The following is a 25,196-nucleotide window of genomic DNA, read 5'->3' as shown; positions in this document are numbered from 1 at the left end:
ACCGTCACTGTAATAAGTGTGAAACGGAGTTTATAAATTCATTTTGTTTAATTTAACGTCTTGACGTGGTTTGCTATAGAACCATTTAGGCGCTATGGCAAAGCTATACCGCCAAAAAGAATCTTAATTAAATTTAACTTAATTTTAATACAATACGCCAGAAAAGTGAGAAAGCTGGCAAATGGCAGCCTGTGCTTTGACAGTGAGTAAGAATTAGGGAACATCTAGTTTACTCAGATAGTCTGACTCGTGACACTAGTCATACTAAACATTCTTACTTAAGCAAGGGTTTAGCTCATTACCTTTTTCACTAGTTTATGGCAGTTTCAATTTCTATGATTCTGGGATATGAGACATCGGCCTAAATCGAAGTGTGATGTCCTCAACTCCAGATATTAAAGAAATAGGAAAATTTTAATGATGAAAATAAAACGGATTGTTGCTGGCGTTATGCTTGCTCTTCCTTTTGCTGTTGTTTCCGTGCCAACTGAAGTATCAGCATCAGAAATTATTGCCAGACGTCGTGTCTACAAATCTCCAGCAAAAACGAGAGTAGTTGTTCCAACTAGACGGCGAGTAGTTGTTCCAACTAGGCGACGGGTATGGGTTCCTGCACGTCGGTTGAATACACGTTACGGTCGTAGAAGGGTTCCTGGTCGTTATATTTACAGATAGGAAGATTTTTAAGGGTTTCTACCACTTGGCTTGAAAGAGGATATACGCAAAGAACCTTTTCATGCCTGCTGATATATACAATTCAGCAAGAACCACTTCTGTTGTTATTTAACTGCTGTTATTTGCAGAGTGTAAGGAAAATACTTGTCTTTTTGGTAGGAACCAACCCAAAGCTGATAGGTTCCAGGTAACCATTCACCGAGAATGCCGGGATTTTTACCCTCAAAATCATCATTGCACCAAATACCACCAGGGCCGCTAACAATCAAGGTAGTGTCTTCAGGGCTTTCTACTTGCAATTTGAGATAGTCGAACTTACTTGTTAACTTGAGGATGTGGTCTGGTTTTTTGTCAATAAAGCCGGCACATGGCCCTGTGGAAGTTTCGGTTTTATTGACTACTTGATTTCCTGGCAATGAACCACCGCTCATTCCACGAACTGTCAAGGGATCGGGAGAAAATTTGCGACCGATAGTGACATCTGCAAATATGGGTGGTGGTGTTTCTTCTGCATGGGCTGTAGTACTAATTGTTAATGCGATCGCTAGCATCGCCATTACAAACGATGGTTTAATCGCTCGGTTTAAAAATTTATTTAACATTTAATATTTTCTAAATTTTTTCAGTATTTTGAGTGACATTTATTTTACATACCAAGTTCCCTAAATGAGGGAAATTGCCCATCAGCTATAAATAAGGGCGCACAAACGTGCGCCCCACCCATCTGTATTTACTATTCAGAGGATATTAGCCTTCTTCAGGTATTATCCCTAAACTCAATTTTCTGCTAATTGTCTGTTGCTGTTGCCTTCATTAAGCGATGTTTGTCTAACCCAATCTGATGAAGGAGTAACCACGATTGAATTAGATCGGGGCCATGCATATCTCCTGTCAAAGCAGCCCGAAGACTACGCATAACCAAGCCTTTTTTAACGTTTTGCTCTTTCACCACCTGTTTAATGATTTCTTGGGCGCTAGCTTCGTTCAATTCCTGGTGATTTTCTAAACTAGCTATTACCCCGTTAACGGTAAGAGCAACGCCTTCCTGCTTGAGTTGGGCAGCAGCTTCTTCACTAAATTCCACAGAATCGGTGAAAAATAGTTTGCTCATCTCCACAGCATCCACCAGGCGAGTCAAACTTGGCTGAATGAGAGTCACTAACTGCTCTAACCAAGGGCGCTCCCGCCCGCCTGTAAATTGATACCCAGCTTCCTGCCAGTAGGGAATGATTAAATCAGTCAGTTTATCTACAGGCATGGCATGAATATACTGACTATTAAGCCAATCTAACTTCGCCCAGTCAAACTTTGCACCTGCTTTATTTACACGCTCAAAGCTAAACTGCTTGGCAGCTTCTTGTAAAGTAAAGATTTCCTGAGTAGAATCTGGAGGCGACCAACCCAACAAGGTCATGTAATTGACCAAAGCTTCAGCAGTGAAACCCAGTTTTTTAAAGTCAGAGATAGAAGTCACGCCATCTCGCTTGGAAAGCTTGCGTCCCTCCTGGTTCAAAATCAAGGGGGTATGGGCAAATTCTGGTATTTTTGCACCAAAAGCTTCATACAGGAGGATTTGCTTGGCAGTATTGGCAATATGGTCTTCTCCGCGAATCACATGGGTAATTTGCATATCCATGTCATCAACGACAACCGCAAAGTTGTACAGAGGTTGACCGATACCATCTGCTGCGGCGCGAGCGATAACCATATCACCACCTAAATCACTGCCCCGCCAAACCATTTTCTCTCTAACCAGGTCATTCCAGACAATTTCCCGGTCGTCATCTATTTTGAAGCGAATGACAAAGCTACGCCCTTGGGCTTTGTAAGCTGCTTCTTGTTCTGGAGTCAGATTGCGGTGACGGTTGTCATAGCGGGGAGCCTGTCCTCTGGCTTTTTGGGATTCTCGCAGCGCTTCTAGTTCGTCAGCAGTGGTGTAGCAACGATAAGCTAATCCCTTATCTAGAAGGGTTTGTACCGCGCTTTTGTAAATTTCCAAGCGTTGAGTTTGAAACACTGGCCCCTCATCCCAGTTCAATCCCAACCATTGCAATCCCTGGAGAATACTTTCTGTATATTCGGGACGCGATCGCTCTAAATCTGTGTCTTCTATTCGCAGGATAAATTTGCCGTCGTGGTGACGGGCAAATAACCAGTTAAATACAGCTGTTCTAGCTGTACCGATATGTAGATTCCCAGTTGGGCTGGGAGCAAGACGCACTCTAACAGTCACAGCAAATTCACAAATCCTTTATGTTAGCAAAGCACGATCATTGTAGGGTATTCCGGAAATAGTCATCATGAGGTCGTACCATCTCTGGGCTATTTCCGACGTAATATTCTAGTAATCTTCAAACAAAAACCCTAGAATAAACACTTTCAGTATTCGACTTATCAACGGGACTGACGGGGCTCGAACCCGCAACTTCCGCCGTGACAGGGCGGTGCTCTAACCAATTGAACTACAGTCCCTTAATTGGCAACTTTATTATTATGACGAATACATTTGAGATTGTCAAGCTTTTTTTGTCATTAGTTTTTAGTGGTTAGTAGTTAGTAGGGGAGGCAGCGCGCCCTTGGAGGTTAAGAGGAGCTAACGGAAACGTCTCCGGCTCCACGCCACATGCTTTATGCCGGGAAACCCGTCCACCGCAGTGGCTCCTCCGTTGTAGCGACTGCCGTGCGGGTTTTGTTGATCATCTTGCCGTTCAAACAGATAATTTATCTTCTAAATCTGCCCGTACAGTGGTTAGTAGTGTATTACTCCCCTTGTCCCCGCGTCCCCCCTCTCCTTGCGGCCGGGTTTGTACGGAAGCTTTATAAAATTTAGGTATTTTTTCTGTAAAAATACTTAAGTATCTATTCCGTAAGTCTACGAATTTAGATAAAAGTTGGGTATATAAGCACAAATATATATATCCAACTTAATGAAGCGATATTTACCAATAAAAAGTGCAGCCTCTGCACAATTAACGAAAGTTGCCATAATTGCTTTAATTTTGCTCGGTGGCGCTGGTATGGTTGGGGCGGGATTTGTTTTTAAACAGGCTTTTAGTAACTCAAAGGAAACTCAGATCGTCAACGATCCATCTCGCTACACAGAAATAAGACATAAACTTTGGTTAAATCAAAATCAATTAAAACATTTTCCTGCCGATATTTCTGCTCATTCTCCCAATGTATTCCTTGCTTACTCTCCTGCTTCTTCGCAAGGAAATAGTTTTTTTCAAGTCAGGTTGAAACTACCAAATCAACAGATAAAAAAATTACTTTCTGAATATAGAACTATTGCTAAATATAGATATAGAGGTGGTAACACAAATGACCACGCTAACTTATCCAACGGTGTACCAACTACTTTTTTTTATACCAGTGATTCTCAAGAAGATTCCTTTCCTGTCTCCTATGAAATATTTGTATTAGATGCACGCGATCGCAGCAATTCTGACTTCAAATGGAATCATGGAAATAGTTATGGAGTCGCAATTGATAGTTCAGCATCAGAAATAGTCTATTGGGCTGAAGAATGGTAATAAAATTTGAGGTATGAAAAAAATCATAATTGGGGTGATGGGGCCAGGTGAAAAGGCAACAGCAGTTGATTTAAAAAATGCCTATGAATTAGGAAAGCTCATTGCCCAATCTGGGTGGGTTTTGCTGACTGGTGGTAGAAATGTTGGGGTGATGAATGCAGCCAGTCAGGGAGCAAAATCTGTCAATGGTTTAACGGTTGGCATTCTTCCTGATGCTAATCAACAGGCTATTTCTGAGGCAGTCGATATTGCCATTTTTACTGACATGGGCAATGCCCGCAATAACATTAATGTGCTTTCTAGTGATGTAGTTATCGCTTGTGGATTAGGTGCGGGAACAGTTTCAGAAGTTGCATTAGCATTAAAAGGAAAGAAGCAAGTAATTTTATTGAGTGATGACGAACAAAGTAAAGTTTTCTTCAAAAATTTATCTCCAGAAAATATTTATGTGGTTGAAAGTGCAAAAGAAGCGATCGCAACGGCTCAGGCAATTTTAAATACGAATTTAGGTGATTGCTAAATCTTGAAAAATTTTAACTTGACAAAAAACTTTAAATCTCAATGAAAGCTGCTGCTATTAGACTTAAGCCCAACGAAGATTTAAGAAAAAGTTTAAGGAATTTTGCCTTAGAGAAAAATATTCAAGCAGGATTTATCATCACTGCGATCGGCAGCCTTAAACAAGCAAAAATTCGCTTTGCTAATCAACAAGCTAGTACACTATTAACCGACAAATTTGAAATTCTTTCCCTGAACGGCACAATCGCAACAACAGGTGTTCATCTTCACATTGCAATTGCCGATTCACAAGGTAAAACTATTGGCGGACATCTGGATGATGGATGTATTATTTACACAACAGCCGAAATAGTTATTGGTACAACAGATGCTTTTGCTTTTCTGAGAACTATTGACGAACAAACAGGGTATAAAGAATTAGAAATTACGTCTAATGTGGATTAGCTAAACTCACCTTGAGCCGCACCAAATAATAGATAGATTGCAAAATCCAATTTTACAGGACTTGCGCACGAGTTATGAAATAATAAACCGCTCCAGGCACAGAGAACACGGAGTCAAGAGGATTCTAGAGGGATTTTGCGTAAGTCCTATTTTATGGAGATCGCGACCACAGATGGACACAGATAAACACAGATAAACTATCCGTGTGCATCTGTGTTTATCTGTGATCGATTTATAAACAAAAAAATCAAAAAACTTGGAGTATTAAACCCCAAGTTTCAATTTGAATTCTCACATAAGAATTATTAATTTACATTGTCAGAGATTGAGGATTAGTCTCAATTAACTTCGCCAAATCTTGCAAGAACGCCGCAGCATGGGCACCATAAATAATGCGGTGATCGCAGGTAATATTCACCTGCATTTGCTGCTTAACACCAAACATCCCATCGGTTGTTGCCACCACTTGCGGGCGAGATGCTCCAACTGCCAAGATTGAACCTTGTCCGGGCGGTAAAATTGCATCAAATCTGTCTACGCCAAACATCCCTAAATTCGATACTGTAAATGTGCCAGTACTGTACTCTTCTGGCTGTAGCTTTTTGGCTCTGGCGCGTTCAACCAAAGATTTCCAAGTGCGGGAAAGTGAGTAAATATCTAACTGATCCGCATTTTGCAGAACAGGTGTAATCAAGCCTCCATCATCCATTGCTACGGCTACAGCAACATTGATGCTAGCAGGATAGACAATTCCTTGGTCAGAATAGTTAGCGTTAATGAGTGGATGTTTTTGCAATGTCACCGCCACAGCTTTTGCTAATAGCGCCGTCATTGTCACGCCTTTAGATTTAATTTGTTTATAAAGCTGGTCTAGCGCATCAGTTGTAATATTGTAACCGACATGAATTACGGGCACGGAGAGGCTAGCAACCATATTCCGCGCTACAGCATTTTGTAAGGTTGTTAAAGGCACCACTTGTCCAGACACGGCAGCGACAGCTGGTGTAGGAGCAGGTGTTGGTTGGGCAACTGGGGATGGTGTGACTGGAGCCACTGCTGGTGTAATAGGGGTAGCCGTAGCAGGTTGGGTACTAACTTTGCCAGCTGCTGCTTCTACATCTTCGGCGATAATGCGACCGTGAGGGCCACTGCCAGAAATACCAGTCAAATCAACCTTTAATTCCTTAGCTAATTTGCGGGCGCGGGGTGAGGCTACAGTCCTACCAGAACGGTTGTTAGAGCCATTTCCATTTTGAGTTGCTACTGTGGCTGTTGCTACTGCGGCTGTATCTGCCATTTGTCCGGGAGCAGTGGCTGCGGTAGTTTGGGATTTGGCAGTGCCAGCGCCTTGGGCTTGAGCCTTAGCTGTTTCAATTTCGGCTTCGGTTTCTGCCAACAGAGCGATCGCAGCTCCCACGGAGGCGGATTCACCAGCTTGCACTAGGATATGAGCTAGATATCCTTCATAAAAGGATTCCACATCCATGTCTGCCTTATCCGACTCAACAACCACCACTGTTTCGCCTTTTTCCACTTTGTCGCCGGGAGATTTTACCCAGGAGACAATTTTACCTTCGGTCATGGTGGAACTAAGCGCCGGCATGAATACTTCGTGAATGCTCATAGGGAGTTTGGCGAATCGATAATTTTTGGACTTTAACAGCTTTTTTCAGATCGAATTGTAGCTTGAGGTGAGACGAGAGGAACAATTCTATTATCGGATGGTCTATTAATTTGTATTTCTGAATCACGACTGCTGTGATGGAAACATTTACTCGAAAGCAAGAGGAAATCTAGCGATTCCGCAAACTAAAATTCAAAATTGATCACTAAACTGTTGGAAAGTGCTTTTTAAGTTTTTATGTCGGCAAAGTCGAAGATTTTGGCCATTCTGGTACTCAGTATCTTTGCCACCGCTGCCGGAGTTTACATAACTAACCGCCAGCAACCTATACAGCTTTCTGTCAATGGGCAACGGCAGCATCTTTCTGCTGCTGTCTCAGCCCAAGAACTAGTGGCAAATCCAGAGCGGGCTAACTATAAAACAATACCTCTCGATAGCATCAAGTCGGTTCTTCAAGGCAGCGATCCTGCTGCCCTCGCCCTTGATGCTTTTGACATAGTGGAATCAGAACGAGGAACCCGCAAAGTAGAGGTATCTTATCCGCAACCGAATCAGGCATTGGTGACGATTATCCACCAAACCAAAGACAACAAGAATGCTAGAAATGCAGTGAAGTATCGAGTCGAATTATCAAGTTTTGGGCGATCGCTACTTGCTAGCTCACCACCTTTGTGGCAAATTACTTGGGCTGGCTCTCAAGAAAAATGTTTTGTAAATCAAGGCAACCAGAAGCTAGCTATGGCTGTTTGCCGATAGCAGCCCAAAGTAAGAGTAGCAAGAAGCAAACAGTGAGGAGTGACCAAGTGTGATGTGAGGAGTTTTCAATTCACAGTCATCAGTTATCAGTTATCAGTTATCAATAGAAAGACAAACATACTGTTCCCTGTTCCCTGATTACTTTTCCTGTTCCTCAAATATCCCCGCGAATTTCTTCTACAACGCCATCGCGCAGCACGATTTCGACTTGCATTTTACTAATTAAGTTATCCCCCGGTTCAATCCGGAAAAAGCCTTCCATCTGAAATTGGTTGACTTCTTGGTCTAACTCTAAAAGCTGTACTTGCTGTAGGTTTTGCAGACTTTGGTTTTTCTGCTCTAGCAGTTCGCTTTTCTTTTGATTGACTTGGAATTGAATATTCTCAATTTGTTGGAGAGTTTGAGGCCCAGGCGGTTGCAGGCTTTGTTTTTGAATTTCTGCAACCGCTCGCTGTCCTTGGATGTCCAACTGTTGCAATTGCTGATCGGTTTGGTTGATTTGCGCTTGCAATTGCTGCTGCACTTCCTCTTTCCATAGGGGAGTGACAATGGCTTTAACGTTGACGACGCGTTTTAGAAGCAGTTGAGGCTTGGAGACATCCATAAAGGGTTGAAGTTGACTTTTAAAGTTTGCAGTGGATTGACTAGGCAAACATTCCGTTAATGATATCGCGATAATGTTCCATCACGACATGACGCTTAATACTTAGCTTTTGTGTCATCATGCCATTTTCAACTGAAAACGGCTCCAGAATTAGCTTGAATGGGCCGATGCGATCGTCTGGTCTATAGCCGGGGCGATTTTGCACTTCCCGATTCAATTCTTGCCTAAATAAATCCTGGATTATTTTACTCTCCAGATTTATTGTTTGACTGGTGCCTGAAGTCACAATTTTATCTTCTATACAGAGTTGGAGATTTTGACTTTCGGCCCATTTCTCCAGAGCTTCTAGATTGGGGACAATCAAAGCACCCAAACTTTTTTGATCTTGCCCGACAAGCATAATCTGATCGATGTAGGGCGATCGCACACAAGCATCCTCAATCGGTTGTGGCTCGATATTCTCCCCATTTGTTAATACAATCGTATCTTTGGCTCGTCCGGTTAGAATCAAGTCGTTTTGCGGTGTCACCCAGCCCAAGTCACCACTATCAAACCAACCTTCAGGATCGATGGCTTTGGCTGTTGCTTCAGGGTTTTGATAATAACCTTGCATAATTTGCGGCCCCTTTAGCAAAACTAATCCTCGTTCTCCTGTTGGTAGAGGTTGACGAGTTTCAGGATTGACAATTTTGACTTCTGTAGCTGGTATTGGTTGCCCAGCCGAACCACGTAAATTTCGCCAATACCGTCGTGCATGGGTGACGGGTGAAGTTTCTGTTAATCCGTAGCCAACTAAAATCTCAACTCCAATAATCTCAAAAAAGTCGTCGATATGCTTGGGAAGCGCACCACCACCGCTAATCATTTGCTTGATTCTTCCCCCGGTTGCTTCCTTAACTTTTTTGTAAACTAATCGTTCTCCCAAAAGGTGAAGAGGTTCTAAAGCAGCAGCTTGCATAACAGCAGCTAACCGCTCCGCAAAGGAAGGATTGAGATGGAGTAAATCCAAATCCTCGACAGTCCGCCGCAGTTTGATATATTTTTCACTAATACCAAAAAAGAAATTAATCAGGCGTTGCCGAGAAGCGGGTTGTTCGCGAAACTGTTTTTGCACTCCTTCGTAAATAGATTCCAAAAGGCGCGGTACAGCGATGATGTAATGAGGTTTAAATTTTTTTAAATCCTGCTTGATCGAGCGCAGGTTAGTATACACCTGCGTACAACCTAAAGATAGTAAGAAATATTCAGCGCTACGTTCGTAACTGTGCCAAGTGGGGAGAATACTGAGAACCATGTCTCCTGGTTGCGGTTGCACTATTGCCCCTAACGTCGTCACTTGATGCAACAAGTTACCATGACTGAGCATCACACCTTTGGGCTTGCCTGTAGTTCCGGAAGTATAAATTAATGTTGCCAGTTGGTTGCGAGTTTGTTGAACTGGCTCTAGAGTATGTTGTGCCCCAATTTCCATCAATTGTGGAAAAGAGTAAACTTTCAAAGTTTCTGCTTCTGGTGGAGCTTCATCCGAAAGTAAAATGACTAATTGAATTGGTAGATCCTCAAGACGTTCCCGCAACTTCTGGAATGTCTTCAAATCTTCTACTACCAGGGTTGTGCTGCCGCTATTTGCCAAGATGTATAGCAGTTCTTCCCGTTCTGCTTGAGAGCTACGCACTGCATTCACCGCTCCAGCAGTCATCATGCCCTGATCGGCAATAAACCAACGCGGGCTGTTATCAGAAATTAGGGAGATGCGATCGCCTGCTTTAACTCCCAACGCCTGCAAACCCGCCGCAAATTGTTGAATTTGTTGAGATAGCTGAGTATAAGTCAGGACTACCTCGCTTTGAGCATGAGGATCGCGTAGGGCAACAGTATTACCAAATTTTTGTGCTGCTAAAGGCCAAATTTCTGGTAAAGACTCAACGTTTGAGTAATCAGGTAAACGCTTGATGATTTGTCGTTCTCGTTCACTAATGTTGGCAAGAAAAGAATTTTCCACAGAAGTTTTTAACATAACATCATAACCCTAAGTAATTAATGAATTATTTTTACAGCTAATGTTGTTGCCATACAGCTAAAATAACCAACCTCAATGGATAAAATTCCTTTTTCCTAAATAAAATTTGCATTATTAGTGTAAATATATAAAGAAATCTATAGTATGATTAAATAGTATAGAAAAAATGTAATAATAACTTTATCTTTAGTTAGTTATGTGAATTTTGTTTTCAACAGGACTTACGCACGAGTTATGGAATAATAAACCGCAGAGAACGTAGAGAAAACAGAGTCAAGAGGATTTTAGAGAGATTTTGCGTAAGTCCTAATCAACTAAAAGCAGTAGACGCCTATGACGCAAAAGAGGTGATTATCTATGGATTGGATAGATTCAGTATTGCTGACAACCACCAGTACTGTGGCTTGCATGATGTTTCCCAGGCTTCTAAGTCACATCCTTAATCCAAAAGCCAAAGGAACTAAATTGGTAAAGGCTACTTCCGCTTCGCAAAAAGCCAGATACAAAATCACTACCTTTCCTTATTGCACATCTTACGCGTTGACAGGTAGCCCGTCATGTAAATTTAGCCCTCATTTCTGTAGCAAATGCTCTGCAAATGGATAAGTGAATAGAACACGAACTAAACATAGCTTTGTACTTCAATCATTCGTGAAAGCTAATAAGCCCGATTTCTTTAAAGAAGTCGGGCTTTTGAGTCCTTTAATTCTATTATTCCAAACTGTCTATGGATATGATTAATTATTCCAATAAACATTAACGTTGTTTTTTTATATGTATTATGGCAAGATAGGAACGACGCTCGACACAAATTTACACTAATTTTTCTAGTTTTAGAATCACTCAGAAATCCTCGATATTGATACAAAACTAAATATTAAATATAGCTTATATAACCTAAAAGAAATTCAAAAGTTTGGTTTTTACTATTATCAAAGTTTTAGTTTAAAAATAGATAGATAGACACAGTTTTTGGAAGGGGGATTGCATATGTGTTTGATTGATGGTTTATTACTAACGCTTGTTAGTACTGTTGTATGTCTTGCCTTCCCCAAGTTTTTATCAATGATGACGGTAGCTAAAAGTAAAGCTACTGAACCTGTGCCAAATGTCTCAGCGCCACAAGAGACTGGCAAAGAAGTACCTAGCTACCCTTAATAACAAATTCTAAAAACACAGATCTCCGACTTCTTGTAAACACCCGTAGGGTAGCAGAGGGTAGAAGTTGGGGATATTACTTTAGTGCGGGTGGGGTTATTTATAGTATTACTTGCGGCTTTTCTGTCGCCATTTACCTCTGACTAATCGGATTTCATCAAAACTATAGCTTTCACCCAAATACTCTTTAATAGGAGTCAGAGAAATATCTCCAAGAGTGTCGAAAACTTGCCAAATTTTTTGCTGCTTTTGTAGAGGAACCAATTGATTTATATCTATTGATTGGTTTTTCTCAATTAAATCGCAAAGATGGCGGATGATTGTTGTTGGACGGAGGTTGCGTTTTTTAGCAATTTCAGAAATACTTAAGCCTTGTTGATACAATTGTAATGTTTGTAATTCTGTAGTTGAAGGTAAGTCAAGCAAATCGCCAGCATTGGTTTGCTGTTCTTTTAAGCCAGATTCTTGGCAGTAGTTGCGAATTTCAGCAATAAACTTTTCACCATACTGGCTAAGTTTATGACTACCTACACCTGAAAGCTTGCCGAATGCTTCTTTCGTTTGAGGTTTGGTCTGTGCCATTAACTTTAAAGTAGAATCGGCGAAAATTACGTAAGGTGGCACAGATTGTTCATCAGCAAGTTTTTTACGAAGCGATCGCAACTTTTGTAATAGCATTTCTGCCTCTGTTGCTTTCGTAGTTTCTTCATTCCAGGTAATTTTTTGTAATATGGGAACGGCAATAGATACTTGCCGCTGTCGTCGCATCACTTCCCAACTCAAAGAATTGAGTTTCAAGACAGCATAACCGTCGCTAGTTTGTTCTAATAAGCCTTGATGCAAAAGAGAACGTCCGAGCAAGCGCCACTCTTCTATACCTCTATCTTTACCAATACCGTAAGTAGAAAGTTTATCGTGTTCGTATTGGCTAATTTTTTGAGTTTTCGCTCCCCGCAATACATCTATAATATGGCCCATGCCAAATTTTTCTTTACAACGCGCCACACAAGATAAAAATTTCATTGCTTCCACTGTCCAATCTTCCACAGGTTTGGGGTGACGGCAGTTGTCACAATTACTACAATTACCTGTAAATCGTTCGCCAAAATAACTGAGTTGAATAGTACGGCGGCAGTCTGTACCTTCTGCGTAATCTATCATTTGCCGCAATTGTTGTTTGGCAATTAATTGTTCTTGCGGATCGCTTTTTTGACTAATGAGATACTCAATTGTTTTGACATCGCCGTAGCTATAGAAAAGCGTACAGCGGGAAGCTTCTCCATCTCTACCTGCCCTGCCAGATTCTTGATAATAACTTTCTAAATTACGGGGAATATCAAAGTGAATCACAAACCGCACATCCGGTTTATTAATTCCCATACCAAAAGCAATAGTTGCCACCATCACGCGCACATCATCGCGAATGAACCGAGTTTGATTTTGGCTGCGTTCTTCGTCTGTTAAACCGGCATGGTAGGGTAGAACTGAAACTTTATCATGCTGAAGTTTAAAAGTGAGTTCATCAACTTTTTTGCGCGTCAAGCAATAAATAATTCCCGAACCTTCTGTCTCGCGGATCAGTTCCAAAAGTTCGGCGTATGAATTCTTTTTTTTAGTACGGACTTCGTAGTAAAGATTCTGACGATTAAAGCTAGCGATGTGAATGCTAGCTTCTTTCAATCCTAATTGTTGGATAATATCAATACGAACGCGATCGGTTGCTGTGGCAGTGAGTGCCCAAACGGGAATATCAGGGTAACGTTTGCGTAGCGAAATTAACTGGCGGTATTCTGGGCGAAAGTCATGCCCCCACTCGGAAACACAGTGCGCTTCATCGATGGCAATGGCAGAAATACCGACTTGATGATGTACTAAATCGAGAAATGGCAGAAATCTTTCACTGAGGAGACGTTCGGGAGCAACATAGAGTAATTTAACTTTACCGCCAAGGATGTATTGTTCACGCGATCGCGTCTGATAAGAGTTAAGACTGCTATTGAGAAACGTTGCCGCAATCCCATTTTTTCGCAGTGCTTCCACCTGATCTTGCATTAAGGCGATTAAAGGCGACACTACCACAGTTAGACCTTTTTTGATTAATGCTGGTAGCTGAAAGCACAGTGATTTGCCACCACCAGTCGGCATGATAATAAGTAGATCCCGATTAGAGAGCGCATCTTCGATAACTTGCCTTTGTCCAGAGCGAAAGTTATCGTAACCAAAGTGATATTTGAGCGCTTTTTCTAAATTGGGAGATTGAGACATAGCGATCGCTTTTTTTGGGGCATTCTGCGTGATTAGTTGATACCAATGATTATAAAAGCACAAATGATTTGCTACTTACTCTCTGCGCCTCCGCGCCTCTGCGTGAATTAAAATATATTGAAGAATTTGCAGAAGGCTGTGAAATCTTGCCTGTCTCCCTAGAAACGCTTCAGTATGCAGTCAAATTGCGCGATCGCTACTTGCTTTCATTTTGGGATAGCCTCATCGTTGCCAGTGCCGTTCTAGGGAAAGCAAGTATTCTTTACTCAAAAGATATGCAAGATGGATTAATTCTCCAAAATACTTTACAAATTGTGAATCCATTTTTGGAGAGAAAGACATGAATCTAAAAATATAATTTGCTAGGCATCATCATTCATAAGTTTTGCTTAAGCTGTGGTAACGAAGACATAAGCATTTGCCACAACTAGACAAGCGTTGGTTACCACACCAATCATGTAGTAACGACACGAATCGTGTGGTAACAAATGGATAAGCTGTGGTAACGAATGAATAAGTTGTGGTAACGACAGCTTCTGTGTTGATAACAAATGCAAAAGTTGTCGCTACCAACGGATAAATACAATCAACTACACTGCACCCATTCTAAAATTTCAGCGATCGCCTGGCTAGGTGCAAAGAATTTGAGGGTGTTGTGGTTTGGTATGGTATCGCCAATAAAACAAATCGCTCCCTCGAATTTATTGATGGCATTAATTTCTGGGCAATGTCCTGCAAGCTTTGGAAGTGTCAAAATGTTATGTGTACAGTTTACTCGTAAAATCACTTATGCCGAAAGCAATTTGGAATGACGCAACTTTAGCCGAAAGCGAGAATACTGTAGTCGTGGAAGGTAACCATTACTTTCCTCCTGACTCTATTCACAAAGAGTACTTCAAAGATAGTGACACTCACACCACTTGTCCTTGGAAAGGTGTTGCTAGCTACTACAGTATCGAAGTAGATGGACAAGTGAATAAAGACGCTGCTTGGTACTATCCCAGCGCCAAGGAAAAAGCTAAGAATATTGAGGGTTATGTTGCCTTCTGGCGGGGTGTAAAAGTCGAAGCTTAAGACATTTTCTTTCCTAAAAGCGCTGACACCAATCAAATAGATTGGTGTCAATTTATAAAAGCTTAGAAGTGATAGTAGTTTTACCTCTCGTTAACCTAGCAGTTTTCGTAGGGTAGGCACTGTCTAATTTTCCTCAAACCATTATTTCTAGGTTGTGGACAGTGCCCACCTTACAGTTGGTGTCAATTTATCAAAGCTTAGGGATGATATTACCTCTCGTTACCCTAGCTTTCTTGGGCGTTGCTGAATCGCGGTATGAATTTGATGTGTAGAGACGCGATATATCGCGTCTGGGCAGGGTTTTGGCATTACGAAAAATTATTTTCATAGCCTAAATCAGCAACGCCCTTTCTTGAATATTTGAAAAGCGATCGCTTAAATCTGCGTTCAATTAGTAACGTCTAAACTGGCAAATAACCATACTTGATACAACCCCACAATTGCCCTGCACGCCAAGCAAAACTCATTAACCACCTGCCTAAACTTTCCTTGTCACGGATTTGCAAACGCAACACTTGAAAAGTAAGAATTATCGCTGTTTTGATTAAGGTTTTCCATGTTACTAGTTGAGGCATACCAAGCGGTCTATGCTTTTTATACACCAATATTCCTCCTTTACCCACAGCCCAACTGCGATGATATACACTCGCTAGAGTATCGCGCAACCGGATATGAGCGATCGCCTCTGGCACGTATTGAAGTTTAGCTCCTGTATATTGTGCTCTCCAGCAATAGTCTACATCTTCGCTTTGGTATAGCGTTTCATCAAAACCACCAATGGCATCGTGAAGTGAGCGCTTAATACCTAAATTACCGCTACCCGCAAATGGCAGATAATATGTATTTTCAATTACTCCAGTACCATTTTCATATTGATAGCACTTAACTATCCAAGGATCGTTTAACTTATTGTAATCATCGTAGCCAGCAACGAAATCATATTTGCTAAGTGCTTCACCCATCGCTGCCAACCATCCAGGAGCAACTTCATCATCGGCATCAATAAATAGTAGTGAATCTCCTTTGGCAACTTTTGCAGCAACGTTGCGAGCGTGCCCTGCTCCTTGGCGATCGGATGAATCAATAATGCGAAGATTAGGTATGCGTGTCTGATACTGCTCTACAATTGACACTGAATTATCAGTTGAGCCGTTATCAGAAATAATAACTTCCCAAGGCTGTGACCATTGTTGATTAGCAAGTGCCTCTAGTTGAATAGCAATAGTGTCAGCCGCATTAAAGCACGGTATGATTACGCTAATATTCATGAGATTTTCATACACGTAAATCGCTCTATTTTAGAGTATAAAAAACTTTACTGGAAAATTCTTGAGCGGGGAAAATATTAATTCTCTTGCTGAAAGAAGATTTCAGAAGGTAAGAAAAATCGTCTCATAAAGCTAAAAGGCAAGGTATGGCGTTGAGAACCATATACTTGGATTGCTTGTTGTTTTTTATTGAAAACAGACTTGATAGATAATTTATAAGACTGACCTAAAGGTTGTAAGTTTACCCTAAAAAGTGGTGGCATCTTCCAAAATAACCAGATTGGATATTGGAAGACTTGAGCTTGAATTCCAGATTCTTTAAGTGCAGCTTGAACTAAATCATAAGTAGCCTCATGATCCGGATGCTTATCTTTTTGATGAGGAACGTAGACTTCCGCTGGCTGAAAAGACTTTAAAAGCTGAACTAGCTGATTGATAGTATCTAATTGTTGCTCGCTAGAAATATGACGTAATTCGCCATCTGGTTGATCGATAAAATATATGTCTTCTGGTGATTCAACTCCCAATATATTGAGTGCGCTTGTAGCCTCTTGTTTACGAACTTGAACAATATCCTCTGGTTTGATTTGAAAGTATGATTTGTGTCCATCAGTCAAAAAAACAACTTTAACAGGAACTCCAAGCTCGCGTTTAAGAGCAATCATGCCGCCACAACCAAAGGTTTCATCATCTTGATGGGGAGCAAATACCATTGCTGGTTTTTGACTTACTGGTAGTAGTTGACTTTTAGCAGGTAAGATCCAGCGAAATAATATTTCAGCTTGAATTAGTTGCCAAACATTTTCCAGCTTTCCTAGTATTCGAGAATAAATTATTTGCAGAGGCATAATTAGGTTGCATCTAAAGATAAAGAACTCAATTTTAACAGGCGATCGCATCCGTGATTTTCAGTCAAAATACTTCGCCAATTTCGCCCAATATTCTAGTTCTTTTTTATCAAAAACTTTTACTAGATTGGTAAATATCGATACTTAATACAACCTTGCAACTGCCCCGCCCGCCAAGCAAAACTCATCAACCACCTAGCTAAACTTTCTTGATCGCGAATTTGCAAACACACCATTTGAAAAGTAAGAATTACTGCTGTTTTTATAAAGGTTTTCCATGTCATCATTTGAGGCATACCAAGCGGACGATGCTTTTTATACAGTAACGCCTCGCAAGTACCCATCTTCCAGGCTTTTTTGTATGCATCAATGAGACTCGTGCGCAACCGGATATGAGCGATCGCCTCTGGCACGTAGCGAAGTTTTGTTCCTGTTTGTTGAATTCTCCAGCAGTAGTCAACATCTTCAGCCAGAAGCAAGGCTCCATCAAAACCGCCAATTGCATTGTGCAGAGAACGCTTAACTCCCAGGTTACCTGCACCTGCAAATGGCAGGTATTGACTTTCCACAACTGCCCCCGTATTATTTTCCAACTCATACCACCTGAGAATCTCAGGTTCGTTGAGCTTCTTCAATTCGTGTCGCCCAGCAACAAAATCATATTTGGTAAGTGCCTCACCCATCGCTGCCAACCATCCAGGAGCAACTTCGTCATCGGCATCGATAAATAGTAGTGCATCTCCTTTCGCAGCCTTTGCACCCATATTACGAGCGTGTCCTGGGCCTTTGCGATCGGATGAGTCAATTGTGAGAAGATTAGGTATCCGTGTCTTGTACTGTTCTACTATCGGCATTGAATTGTCAGTCGAGCCGTTATCAGAAATAATAACTTCCCAAGGCTGCGACCATTGTTGATTAGCAAGTGCTTCCAGTTGAATAGCGATAGTATCAGCCGCATTGAAAGACGGTATTATTACGCTCACTCTCATACAAGTACTACACTTATATTTTGTCCAAGTCTCTATTTATCTTCTTACAAAGTAATTAGACAAATTCAAGAAAAACTATAAATTTAACAAATTACAGAATAACTTAGAGTAAATATTAAGAATTAGCAAAGAAAGTCCTAAGATTTAATTAATTCAAATTTAGACAAAATTTAAATCCTAAAACTGCTAATTCATTTAGTTGCGTTATCAGTAAAATAATACTGACAAAGATAAATACCTTTCCCCCAAGACAACAAATAAAAGCCTGGTTTAAAGCAGAAGTCAATTTGAACAACATGAAAATATTGCAATCACAACAGGGAGATAAAATATGGCTGTAACCAACCCACAGCCCCAACTGAAACGAGAGTTAGGGGTTTTTGGTGCAACCCTGATGGGGTTAGGTTCGATTGTTGGTACAGGCGTATTTGTCAGTATCGGTATTGCGGCTGGAATAGCCGGGCCTGCGGTGATTATAGCAGTAGCGATTGGGGCAATCGTTGCCACTTGTAATGGATTGAGTAGCGCTCAATTGGCTGCAAACCATCCTCTCAGTGGTGGTAGTTATGAATATGGTTACAGGTATCTCACTCCCGCTTTTGGCTTCACGGCTGGTTGGATGTTTTTAGTAGCAAAGTCTGCCTCAGCTGCAACCGCTGCTTTAGGATTTGCTGGATACTTGCTAAATCTTTTGGGAGTAAGTTCTGGCTGGGTTGTTCCTGGTGCTCTTTTGGCTGTAGCAGTAATGACGCTAATTGTTTTAAATGGTATCCGCCGTTCCAATTTTGCCAATATTGCGATCGTCTCAGTCACGCTACTATCTTTGGGATTTTTTGTTCTTGCCTGCCTGCCCCGTGCTGTTCAAGTAGGAACTGACAATTTTACGCCCTTTTTTACAGGCTCTCCGGCAACGATACTCCATGCAAGCGCTTTGATGTTTGTAGCTTATACAGGTTATGGTCGCATAGCCACCTTAGGAGAAGAAGCGCGATCGCCCAGAGAGACAATTCCCAAAGCAATGATAGTTTGTCTTTTGCTGACAATGTTGCTTTATATGGCAGTGGCAGCAGTAGCGATTGGGGCTGTAGGGGTAGATGTTTTGGCTGGTGCTACTGGGCAAACTAGGGCAGCGCCTTTGGAAGTTGCAGTCCGCACTATTGCTGGTACGGGTGGTGCTTTTGTCTTAACAATTGGTGCAATCACAGCAATGTTAGGCGTGCTGCTAAACTTGATTCTCGGTTTATCCCGCGTGCTACTGGCAATGGGACGTCGTAACGATGCTCCGAAATTTTTAGCGCGTCTGAACCAAGAGCAAACTACTCCCTACTGGGCTGTAATTGCTGTGGGGATAGCGATCGCCCTACTAGTTTTATTGGGTAATGTCAAAACAACGTGGTCTTTTAGTGCCTTTAGTGTCTTAATTTACTATGCAATTACTAACTTGGCTTCTTTAAGACTCAGTCCCCAAGAGCGATTGTATCCTAAATGGGTAGCGATTTTTGGTCTTTTGTCTTGTCTTTTCTTGGCTTTTTGGGTAGAGTCTTCGATTTGGCAAGTAGGTTTGGGGTTGATTGTTGCCGGGTTAATTTGGCACAAGGTTAGACAAGCTGTGATGGTTTCTTCTTAAATCACAAGTTAGGGAAATTGGACAAAGGTTTATCCGCAACTCTTGCAAGGCGAAGTCTCAGGAATAAACGATGAAACCTCAAGACACAGCATCGTAGCAACTAGTTGAACAATTGTACTTGAAAGGTGCAAAGTTGAAGTTCAGAAGTTGGAAGTTTAAGTAAAAAGCTCGACGTTTCGAGTTCTAAAGCTCAATTTTTAAGTAAAAAGCTTGAAGTGTCGTCTTCTGAGCAGCAACTTTTGAGTTCAAAGGTTGAAAGTTGGAGCGAGGAAGGTGAAGGAGGGCGATCGCTTTTGATTTGTGAGTGCGATCGTTTTCCATTGGTTTCTCATTCATGATCTTCTGCTTTCTCAGGTAAAGATTTGAGCGGTGTTTTTCGCAAAACCCAATCAAGATAGAGTACGAGAATCTGTATTTTCAGATAATGGCTGGCATATTTAATATTTTTATCACTCAGTACCCAAGCCCAGAATTTTTCTAGCAGAAACCCAACAACAATTACAAGAGACTTATTTACAACCAAAGGGATTAGTGTTTCTAGCATATTGAAAATACTTTGCTGTTACCAAATAAAATTTAAACATTTAGTAGAAGTTGATAAGACAGCTAAAAGTAGATTAATGATACAAAATATACTTAACTTCTATCTGGAAAAAGATATTTGCGATCGCACTTTTACTTTCTCAATTCGCATAGTCAAATTGTGCCAGTTTTTAGATGATAAACCAGGAGTAGCACGAACTCTTGCTCAACAGTTGTTAAGGTCAGGCACATCAATTGGAGCTAATGTAGAAGAGGCGCAAGCTGCACAAAGTAAAGCAGATTTTATTGGCAAAATGATGATTGCGCTCAAAGAATCACGTGAAACTCGCTATTGGCTAAGATTACTCGTTGCGTCCGAAATAGTACCTCAAGAAAAAATTAGTCAACTCCAAACCGAAGCTGAAGAATTGACACGGATTCTTGGTGCCATTGTCATCTCCACCAAAGACTCCAACTAAAGCCGTTCTCCCAATTTTTAATTTTTAATTTTTCATTTTTAATTCCTTAACGGAGAGGGTGGGATTCGAACCCACGGATGCTTTCACATCACTCGATTTCAAGTCGAGCGCATTCGACCACTCTGCCACCTCTCCAATAAATCGGTCAGCTAACAAAGCTGACCAGTAAAAAATTATAACTCATTACTCATGCAGATTGCACTACTGAACGCGATCGCTCATACAAAATTTCCTCAGAGGCAACCTTAAAGTTATTTCCAATCCAAACGCAGGACGTCTGAGCAACTACACCATCTTCTAGCAGAACAATTGAGAAATTCCGCAGCTTTTCACCGCCATTTTCTATAATCCTGGGTACACTCGCCGCATTTAAGTAAATAATGCCTTCTGGACTTCTAAACACCCGCTTGCGCAGCATTTTCTTTGTGTGCCGCAAAGTATGGTGCATATGACCGAATGTCACCAAAGGAATAGTTTTACCAGCATTGAGAGTCAGGGAAATTGCCTCTGCTAAATCTGGATCGCCATAATCGCCACCAATAGGATGCCAGTCTTTACCACACGGATCTTCTGGGCGATCGCCTAATCCCGAAGGGCCATTATGACCGACAAAAATAATCGTCTCATAAGCAGCACTTTTGACGGCTTGAAAAATCTGGGCAGCTGACTCATCAAGATCGCTCACACCATACCTTTGCTTGCAGATATCGGCAAATTTCCACTCCGGGCCACCCCAGCTAAAAGGACGTCCCCCCACTACCGTCAAATTGAAAGCGGGAAAATCCCGCTTTCCGTAGCCAACATGGGCTTCACCCAATAAATCTAATTGTTGCTGTACCCAGTCTTCTTGGGAACGGTCGTAGGGACACTTTTTCCGTCCCCATTCCGTAGCAGTGTACCAAGCATCGTGGTTGCCCATCACTGCTGCTTTGGGAATCTCAAGGGAGGCGATCGCTCTTACCACTTCTACCGACTCGTTGCCAAAATCCCCTACAAACAGCACTAAGTCAACACCGAGATGCTTGAGTGCCATGCCATCTTCGACTTCCCATTGGTCGTGAACATCTCCAACTACAGCGATTTTCAAGGTTTTTGAATTAGTTGTCTGAACGATCATGCCACTTTCCTTGCCATATGTTTCCAGCTTAGGCAATTTACGAGGGTTTTGACACAACTCCACCACAGAGAGTATGAATCACCAGTCATTTTTGGTAAAAACTACTATAATTGCTTAGATAAGACAATTACTAGCAAGATTAAGCTACGCTAAACTGTGTTTACAACTGCACTTGTTCAACGAGACAAAAACCAACCAGGTGCCTTACCACTGGATTTGTTTGCAGCAATTAAGAGCCTGAAACAAGAACTGAATGCGGTAATCCTGGCGCATTATTATCAAGAGCCGGATATCCAGGATATAGCAGACTTTATTGGAGATTCACTACAACTGGCAAAAGCGGCAGCAAACACCAATGCTGATGTTATCGTCTTTGCTGGTGTTCACTTCATGGCAGAGACGGCAAAGATTCTCAACCCCGATAAAATGGTACTTCTACCAGATTTGAGCGCTGGTTGTTCTTTAGCAGACAGTTGCCCTCCAAAGGAGTTTGCAGCTTTTAAAGCCGCTCATCCAGATCATCTGGTGGTTTCTTACATCAATTGTTCGGCCGAAATTAAGGCCATGAGCGATATTATTTGCACCAGTTCCAATGCTGTCAAAATTGTGCAGCAAATACCAGAGAACGTACCGATTATTTTTGCCCCAGATCGCAATTTAGGGCGGTACGTCATGGAACAGACAGGAAGACATTTGGTACTTTGGCAAGGTAGCTGCATTGTGCATGAAACCTTTTCGGAAAAAAAGATTGTGCAGCTAAAAATAGCACATCCAGAAGCAGAGGCGATCGCTCACCCAGAATGCGAACCTCCTGTATTGCGCCATGCCAGTTTTATTGGTTCTACAGCAGCATTACTCAAGTATTGTCAAGAAAGTCAAACTCAAGAATTTATTGTTGCTACTGAGCCAGGTATCATTCACCAAATGCAAAAAGCAGCACCTCAAAAGCATTTTATTCCTGCCCCGCCGATAAATAATTGTAATTGCAATGAATGTCCTTTTATGCGTTTGAATACCTTAGAAAAGCTTTATTTAGCGATGAAAAACTGTGCACCGGAAATTACTATGTCAGAGGAGATAAGGTTGGCGGCGTTGCGCCCAATTCAGCGGATGTTAGAGATGAGTGTTTAGTTAGGTTGGGTTTGAATGATTTGTAGAGATGTGGTTGTGTCACGTCTCTACAGAATTATGCTGGGTTAGATGGAAAGTAGGCAAAAGTAATGAAACAATAATTTTGGGTTGAGCGAAATGAGACTCAACCTAATATTATCATGCTGCACATTTTTAAATTTAATATAAATAGTTCAGAAATTGTTAATGTTGTTGCCAATGTGGGAATCATTACATAAAAGAGAATGTAATAAATAAGCTATCCATATATGGCAAGAGGAGATCACATTTACGTTCACTGTAATTTGGTGGGCATTCCATCATATACCCACCACGGTATTGATTGCGGTGACGAAACAGTCATTCATTATTCAGAAGGAATAATTTGCCGAACTACGATTCAACAATTTAGTCAAGGAAAAGAGATTTGTAGATCGCCATATGAGTATTGTGACTCGCCAAACCTTGTAATGATACGTGCAGAAAGTAGATTAGGAGAATGCAATTATGATTTGATTTTTAATAACTGCGAACACTTTGCAACCTGGTGTAAAACTGGACATGAGGAGTCGAAACAAGTGAAGCCGTTACTGGATGTATTAGATTTTTTTAAATGGCGAATGGAATTCAAAGAACGTCAATCTTATCAAAATTTAATTGACAGACAGAACGACATTCTTCGGAAAATAAACCATGAGTTTAAACAAAATAATTTAAGACAAACGAAAGAAATGGTTCCTCAGATGTTACAAGAGAACACTCTTGTTACAAATAACTTTGATTATCGAATACTTGAAATTTTGCTCAAAGAAGGCTGTTGGCAGGAGGCTGATGAACTAACTGCTTATGCAATGCTAAAAGTATTAAATAGAGATTATGAGAGATATTTTCGTCTAATAGATATTGCTAATTTTCCACGTGAGGATTTATTAATAATTGATAAATTGTGGCTAGAATATAGTCGAAATCTATTTGGTTTTAGTGTACAAAAGAAAATATATCAAAGTTTAGGAGGCATCCAGGATTACCAATACGAAATTTGGGAAAATTTTAGTAACAAAGTTGGTTGGCGTATGAATGACATACCACTATTATACGAGCAACTTTGTTTTGGGATAAATGCACCAAAAGGGCATTTCCCACATGGTAAAAAAATTGGTTTTGAAGTAATAGGATTTCTTGCAATTATTTAGCCCACAGTCTAATGATTATCCCCTTTTCATCCTCTTCTTCGTATTCTTTGCGTTCTTTGCGGTTCGTTTAAAAAAGGGATTCTGAAGCAAAATAGAATAATTCCAATGGTAGAGCAAAGTGAAACCTAACAATAAAAGCGTAATCTTGATTTCAGGTTACGATAAAAGGCAGTAGGACTTACCATGTCAACTGTATCATCTAACAAAAAACTAAGATTTACTTTTCTCCGCCTCTTGCTGGGCTGCCTGACTGTACTGCTGGTACAACTTAGTTCTAATTTGCGCTTCTTTATAACGACTGTGATTGGGCAATACCTGACTCATTAAATCTGAAGCCCTTTGCCAATTAGCAGCTATTTCTAACCATTGAGTTGAGCTTTTGGCTACTTTACCAGCTGCCGAAGCTTGATTAGCAATTCGCACTGCCTCTACAAATATGTCTTCTTTCGGTGCATCCTGAGTTTGAGATATTTCTTGGTTATTATTTACTGGCTTTGAAGTTTTTGCTACTGGATATGGAGATTTTTGTGTTGTTGATAATACTTTATGCTTAAATTTCCCATTTAGCAGAGTGTAACCAACCCAACCTAACAAAAGCAAAAATGAACATATACTTAGAGCAAATAATAGCCGTCTCCAAGCTAAATTTTTCGAGTTATTATTAATTAATATCGAACGAGAAGATTGAGTTTTAGGTAAATTTGAATTTCCTAATTCAGCTTTTCTATCTCTAAAATCTCTAATTAATTGTTGGAAAGTATTAGGTTGTTCTAATATGATTTCTTCCGACCACAGCAGTTGATTTTCTGGTTCGCGAGTGATTTCCTCTAACCATAACAATTGCTGTTCTCGTACTATTCGACTATTGATATTAACTCTACGAATATTACGGGGTGCTATTGACTCAAGAATTTGCTGGACTTGATTTACTAGAGTGGATTTCTCTAGTTCATCTACCGTGTTAGCCTCACAAAGAAGTTGCAAAACGCCATCATCAAAAATAGCTCTGGTTCTGACGCCTGAATTTGCTAATCTTTCGTTCAAAACTTGAATAATCGCAGCAACACTACCCCGACGTGCCTGCCAAGCGATATCATTTATTCTGTTGACCATCATTGGTGATTTGGCGATCGCTATTCAATCCTGAGTTGTTAACTAACTAGTAACTACTTAAGGATATAAAGACTTGGTGTTAGAGACAACTAAGCCTGTTCTAAATTGTATGAGTAAAAAGATAATGTTGCCAATAAAGATTATTTCTAATTATATGGGGAGCTTAACTTTGGGATATTGCCTTAGTCTTACTCATAAAAAGCAATGCGATCGCTAAAAATACCCCAAAACGATATTCCCAAATAGGAGAGCTTAATG

The 25,196-nt window shown here is 40.9% G+C and carries 26 protein-coding genes and 2 tRNA genes; 12 read left to right on the top strand and 16 right to left on the bottom strand.

The genetic code is table 11. The annotated features are described in order from the left end of the window. The first annotated feature begins 417 nt into the window (after positions 1 to 417). Positions 418 to 675, top strand: coding sequence for a hypothetical protein (locus UYC_RS0132140; protein WP_235082998.1), 258 nt, complete (start codon positions 418 to 420; stop codon positions 673 to 675). Positions 676 to 779: 104 nt separating this feature from the next. Here UYC_RS0132140 and UYC_RS0132135 read toward each other — a convergent pair whose 3' ends face one another. From UYC_RS0132135 to UYC_RS0132125, 3 genes are all read right to left on the bottom strand, one after another. Continuing rightward, a complete protein-coding gene (locus tag UYC_RS0132135; RefSeq protein WP_016876489.1) occupies positions 780 to 1,277 on the bottom strand; it encodes a hypothetical protein in 498 nt (165 codons plus the stop codon). A gap of 185 nt (positions 1,278 to 1,462) precedes the next feature. After that, on the bottom strand, positions 1,463 to 2,908 hold the full coding sequence (gltX, locus tag UYC_RS0132130) for a glutamate--tRNA ligase (RefSeq protein WP_016876488.1): 1,446 nt from the start codon (positions 2,906 to 2,908) through the stop codon (positions 1,463 to 1,465). A 165-nt stretch (positions 2,909 to 3,073) separates the two neighbouring features. Further along, a tRNA-Asp gene (locus UYC_RS0132125) sits at positions 3,074 to 3,147 on the bottom strand. Positions 3,148 to 3,602: 455 nt separating this feature from the next. Between UYC_RS0132125 and UYC_RS0132120 the strand changes: the two genes are divergently transcribed. The 3 genes from UYC_RS0132120 to UYC_RS0132110 are packed head-to-tail and all read left to right on the top strand — an operon-like array spanning position 3,603 to position 5,171. After that, a complete protein-coding gene (locus tag UYC_RS0132120) occupies positions 3,603 to 4,208 on the top strand; it encodes a hypothetical protein (RefSeq protein WP_016876487.1) in 606 nt (201 codons plus the stop codon). Positions 4,209 to 4,221: 13 nt separating this feature from the next. Beyond that, positions 4,222 to 4,728, top strand: a complete 507-nt coding sequence (locus UYC_RS0132115; protein ID WP_016876486.1) for a TIGR00725 family protein — start codon at positions 4,222 to 4,224, stop codon at positions 4,726 to 4,728. 41 nt (positions 4,729 to 4,769) lie between these two features. Further along, positions 4,770 to 5,171, top strand: a complete 402-nt coding sequence (locus tag UYC_RS0132110) for a PPC domain-containing DNA-binding protein (protein WP_016876485.1) — start codon at positions 4,770 to 4,772, stop codon at positions 5,169 to 5,171. Between the two features lie 310 nt (positions 5,172 to 5,481). Here the strand turns inward: UYC_RS0132110 and UYC_RS0132105 are convergent, their stop codons facing one another. Next, entirely contained in the window at positions 5,482 to 6,795 is a 1,314-nt protein-coding gene (locus UYC_RS0132105) for a dihydrolipoamide acetyltransferase family protein (RefSeq protein WP_071588466.1), read from the bottom strand. A 237-nt stretch (positions 6,796 to 7,032) separates the two neighbouring features. Between UYC_RS0132105 and UYC_RS0132100 the strand changes: the two genes are divergently transcribed. Continuing rightward, entirely contained in the window at positions 7,033 to 7,551 is a 519-nt protein-coding gene (locus UYC_RS0132100; RefSeq protein WP_016876483.1) for a hypothetical protein, read from the top strand. A 154-nt stretch (positions 7,552 to 7,705) separates the two neighbouring features. Here UYC_RS0132100 and UYC_RS0132095 read toward each other — a convergent pair whose 3' ends face one another. Together UYC_RS0132095 and UYC_RS0132090 are read right to left on the bottom strand one after the other, a co-directional pair. Further along, positions 7,706 to 8,155: a YlqD family protein gene (locus tag UYC_RS0132095; RefSeq protein ID WP_016876482.1), complete on the bottom strand. Its 450-nt coding sequence runs from the start codon at positions 8,153 to 8,155 to the stop codon at positions 7,706 to 7,708. Positions 8,156 to 8,195: 40 nt separating this feature from the next. Beyond that, positions 8,196 to 10,172, bottom strand: a complete 1,977-nt coding sequence (locus tag UYC_RS0132090; RefSeq protein ID WP_016876481.1) for an AMP-dependent synthetase/ligase — start codon at positions 10,170 to 10,172, stop codon at positions 8,196 to 8,198. Positions 10,173 to 11,165: 993 nt separating this feature from the next. Here UYC_RS0132090 and UYC_RS39195 point away from each other — a divergent pair. Then, positions 11,166 to 11,333, top strand: a complete 168-nt coding sequence (locus UYC_RS39195; RefSeq protein ID WP_016876480.1) for a hypothetical protein — start codon at positions 11,166 to 11,168, stop codon at positions 11,331 to 11,333. A 108-nt stretch (positions 11,334 to 11,441) separates the two neighbouring features. Here UYC_RS39195 and recQ read toward each other — a convergent pair whose 3' ends face one another. Then, positions 11,442 to 13,598, bottom strand: coding sequence for a DNA helicase RecQ (gene recQ, locus UYC_RS0132080; RefSeq protein WP_016876479.1), 2,157 nt, complete (start codon positions 13,596 to 13,598; stop codon positions 11,442 to 11,444). Positions 13,599 to 13,666: 68 nt separating this feature from the next. Between recQ and UYC_RS0132075 the strand changes: the two genes are divergently transcribed. After that, positions 13,667 to 13,942, top strand: coding sequence for a PIN domain-containing protein (locus tag UYC_RS0132075; protein ID WP_016876478.1), 276 nt, complete (start codon positions 13,667 to 13,669; stop codon positions 13,940 to 13,942). A gap of 242 nt (positions 13,943 to 14,184) precedes the next feature. On the opposite strand, the gene UYC_RS39190 is transcribed toward UYC_RS0132075, so the two are convergent. Next, the gene (locus UYC_RS39190) at positions 14,185 to 14,352 is read right to left on the bottom strand and encodes an NACHT C-terminal alpha/beta 1 domain-containing protein (RefSeq protein WP_200862410.1); all 168 of its coding nucleotides are present in this window, start codon (positions 14,350 to 14,352) and stop codon (positions 14,185 to 14,187) included. A 35-nt stretch (positions 14,353 to 14,387) separates the two neighbouring features. Between UYC_RS39190 and UYC_RS0132065 the strand changes: the two genes are divergently transcribed. After that, positions 14,388 to 14,672, top strand: a complete 285-nt coding sequence (locus UYC_RS0132065; RefSeq protein ID WP_016876476.1) for a DUF427 domain-containing protein — start codon at positions 14,388 to 14,390, stop codon at positions 14,670 to 14,672. A gap of 401 nt (positions 14,673 to 15,073) precedes the next feature. Here UYC_RS0132065 and UYC_RS0132060 read toward each other — a convergent pair whose 3' ends face one another. The 3 genes from UYC_RS0132060 to UYC_RS0132050 form a co-directional block, all read right to left on the bottom strand. Further along, positions 15,074 to 15,940, bottom strand: coding sequence for a glycosyltransferase family 2 protein (locus UYC_RS0132060; protein ID WP_016876475.1), 867 nt, complete (start codon positions 15,938 to 15,940; stop codon positions 15,074 to 15,076). Positions 15,941 to 16,017: 77 nt separating this feature from the next. Then, positions 16,018 to 16,788 (bottom strand): PIG-L deacetylase family protein, encoded by a 771-nt coding sequence (locus UYC_RS0132055; RefSeq protein WP_016876474.1) that lies wholly within the window; start codon positions 16,786 to 16,788, stop codon positions 16,018 to 16,020. Positions 16,789 to 16,910: 122 nt separating this feature from the next. Beyond that, a complete protein-coding gene (locus UYC_RS0132050; RefSeq protein WP_016876473.1) occupies positions 16,911 to 17,777 on the bottom strand; it encodes a glycosyltransferase family 2 protein in 867 nt (288 codons plus the stop codon). A 331-nt stretch (positions 17,778 to 18,108) separates the two neighbouring features. Here UYC_RS0132050 and UYC_RS0132045 point away from each other — a divergent pair, with 331 nt between their 5' ends. Further along, positions 18,109 to 19,404, top strand: coding sequence for an APC family permease (locus UYC_RS0132045; protein ID WP_016876472.1), 1,296 nt, complete (start codon positions 18,109 to 18,111; stop codon positions 19,402 to 19,404). Between the two features lie 183 nt (positions 19,405 to 19,587). Here UYC_RS0132045 and UYC_RS39185 read toward each other — a convergent pair whose 3' ends face one another. After that, positions 19,588 to 19,740 carry a hypothetical protein gene (locus UYC_RS39185; protein ID WP_016876471.1) on the bottom strand — a complete coding sequence of 51 codons (153 nt, stop codon included), beginning with the start codon at positions 19,738 to 19,740 and terminating at the stop codon, positions 19,588 to 19,590. Continuing rightward, positions 19,733 to 19,948: a hypothetical protein gene (locus tag UYC_RS0132035; protein WP_016876470.1), complete on the bottom strand. Its 216-nt coding sequence runs from the start codon at positions 19,946 to 19,948 to the stop codon at positions 19,733 to 19,735. The genes UYC_RS39185 and UYC_RS0132035 overlap by 8 nt, the downstream gene beginning before the upstream one ends. 76 nt (positions 19,949 to 20,024) lie before the next feature. Between UYC_RS0132035 and UYC_RS0132030 the strand changes: the two genes are divergently transcribed. Next, the gene (locus UYC_RS0132030; protein WP_016876469.1) at positions 20,025 to 20,405 is read left to right on the top strand and encodes a four helix bundle protein; all 381 of its coding nucleotides are present in this window, start codon (positions 20,025 to 20,027) and stop codon (positions 20,403 to 20,405) included. Positions 20,406 to 20,455: 50 nt separating this feature from the next. On the opposite strand, the gene UYC_RS0132025 is transcribed toward UYC_RS0132030, so the two are convergent. Both UYC_RS0132025 and UYC_RS0132020 read right to left on the bottom strand, forming a co-directional pair. Then, positions 20,456 to 20,540 (bottom strand) — tRNA-Ser (locus UYC_RS0132025). A 52-nt stretch (positions 20,541 to 20,592) separates the two neighbouring features. Then, positions 20,593 to 21,522, bottom strand: a complete 930-nt coding sequence (locus UYC_RS0132020; protein ID WP_016879806.1) for a TIGR04168 family protein — start codon at positions 21,520 to 21,522, stop codon at positions 20,593 to 20,595. 156 nt (positions 21,523 to 21,678) lie between these two features. Between UYC_RS0132020 and nadA the strand changes: the two genes are divergently transcribed. Both nadA and UYC_RS0132010 read left to right on the top strand, forming a co-directional pair. Next, positions 21,679 to 22,653, top strand: coding sequence for a quinolinate synthase NadA (gene nadA, locus UYC_RS0132015; RefSeq protein WP_016876467.1), 975 nt, complete (start codon positions 21,679 to 21,681; stop codon positions 22,651 to 22,653). A 248-nt stretch (positions 22,654 to 22,901) separates the two neighbouring features. Next, positions 22,902 to 23,825, top strand: coding sequence for a GUN4 domain-containing protein (locus UYC_RS0132010; protein ID WP_016879805.1), 924 nt, complete (start codon positions 22,902 to 22,904; stop codon positions 23,823 to 23,825). 210 nt (positions 23,826 to 24,035) lie between these two features. Here the strand turns inward: UYC_RS0132010 and UYC_RS0132005 are convergent, their stop codons facing one another. Next, positions 24,036 to 24,938, bottom strand: coding sequence for a hypothetical protein (locus UYC_RS0132005; RefSeq protein WP_016876465.1), 903 nt, complete (start codon positions 24,936 to 24,938; stop codon positions 24,036 to 24,038). Positions 24,939 to 25,196 lie beyond the last annotated feature (258 nt).

It is taken from the genome of Chlorogloeopsis fritschii PCC 6912 (assembly GCF_000317285.1).
GTDB lineage: Bacteria > Cyanobacteriota > Cyanobacteriia > Cyanobacteriales > Nostocaceae > Chlorogloeopsis > Chlorogloeopsis fritschii.
The sequence above is the reverse complement of the archived record's forward strand: the minus strand, read 5'-3'. Positions and strand labels throughout refer to the sequence as shown.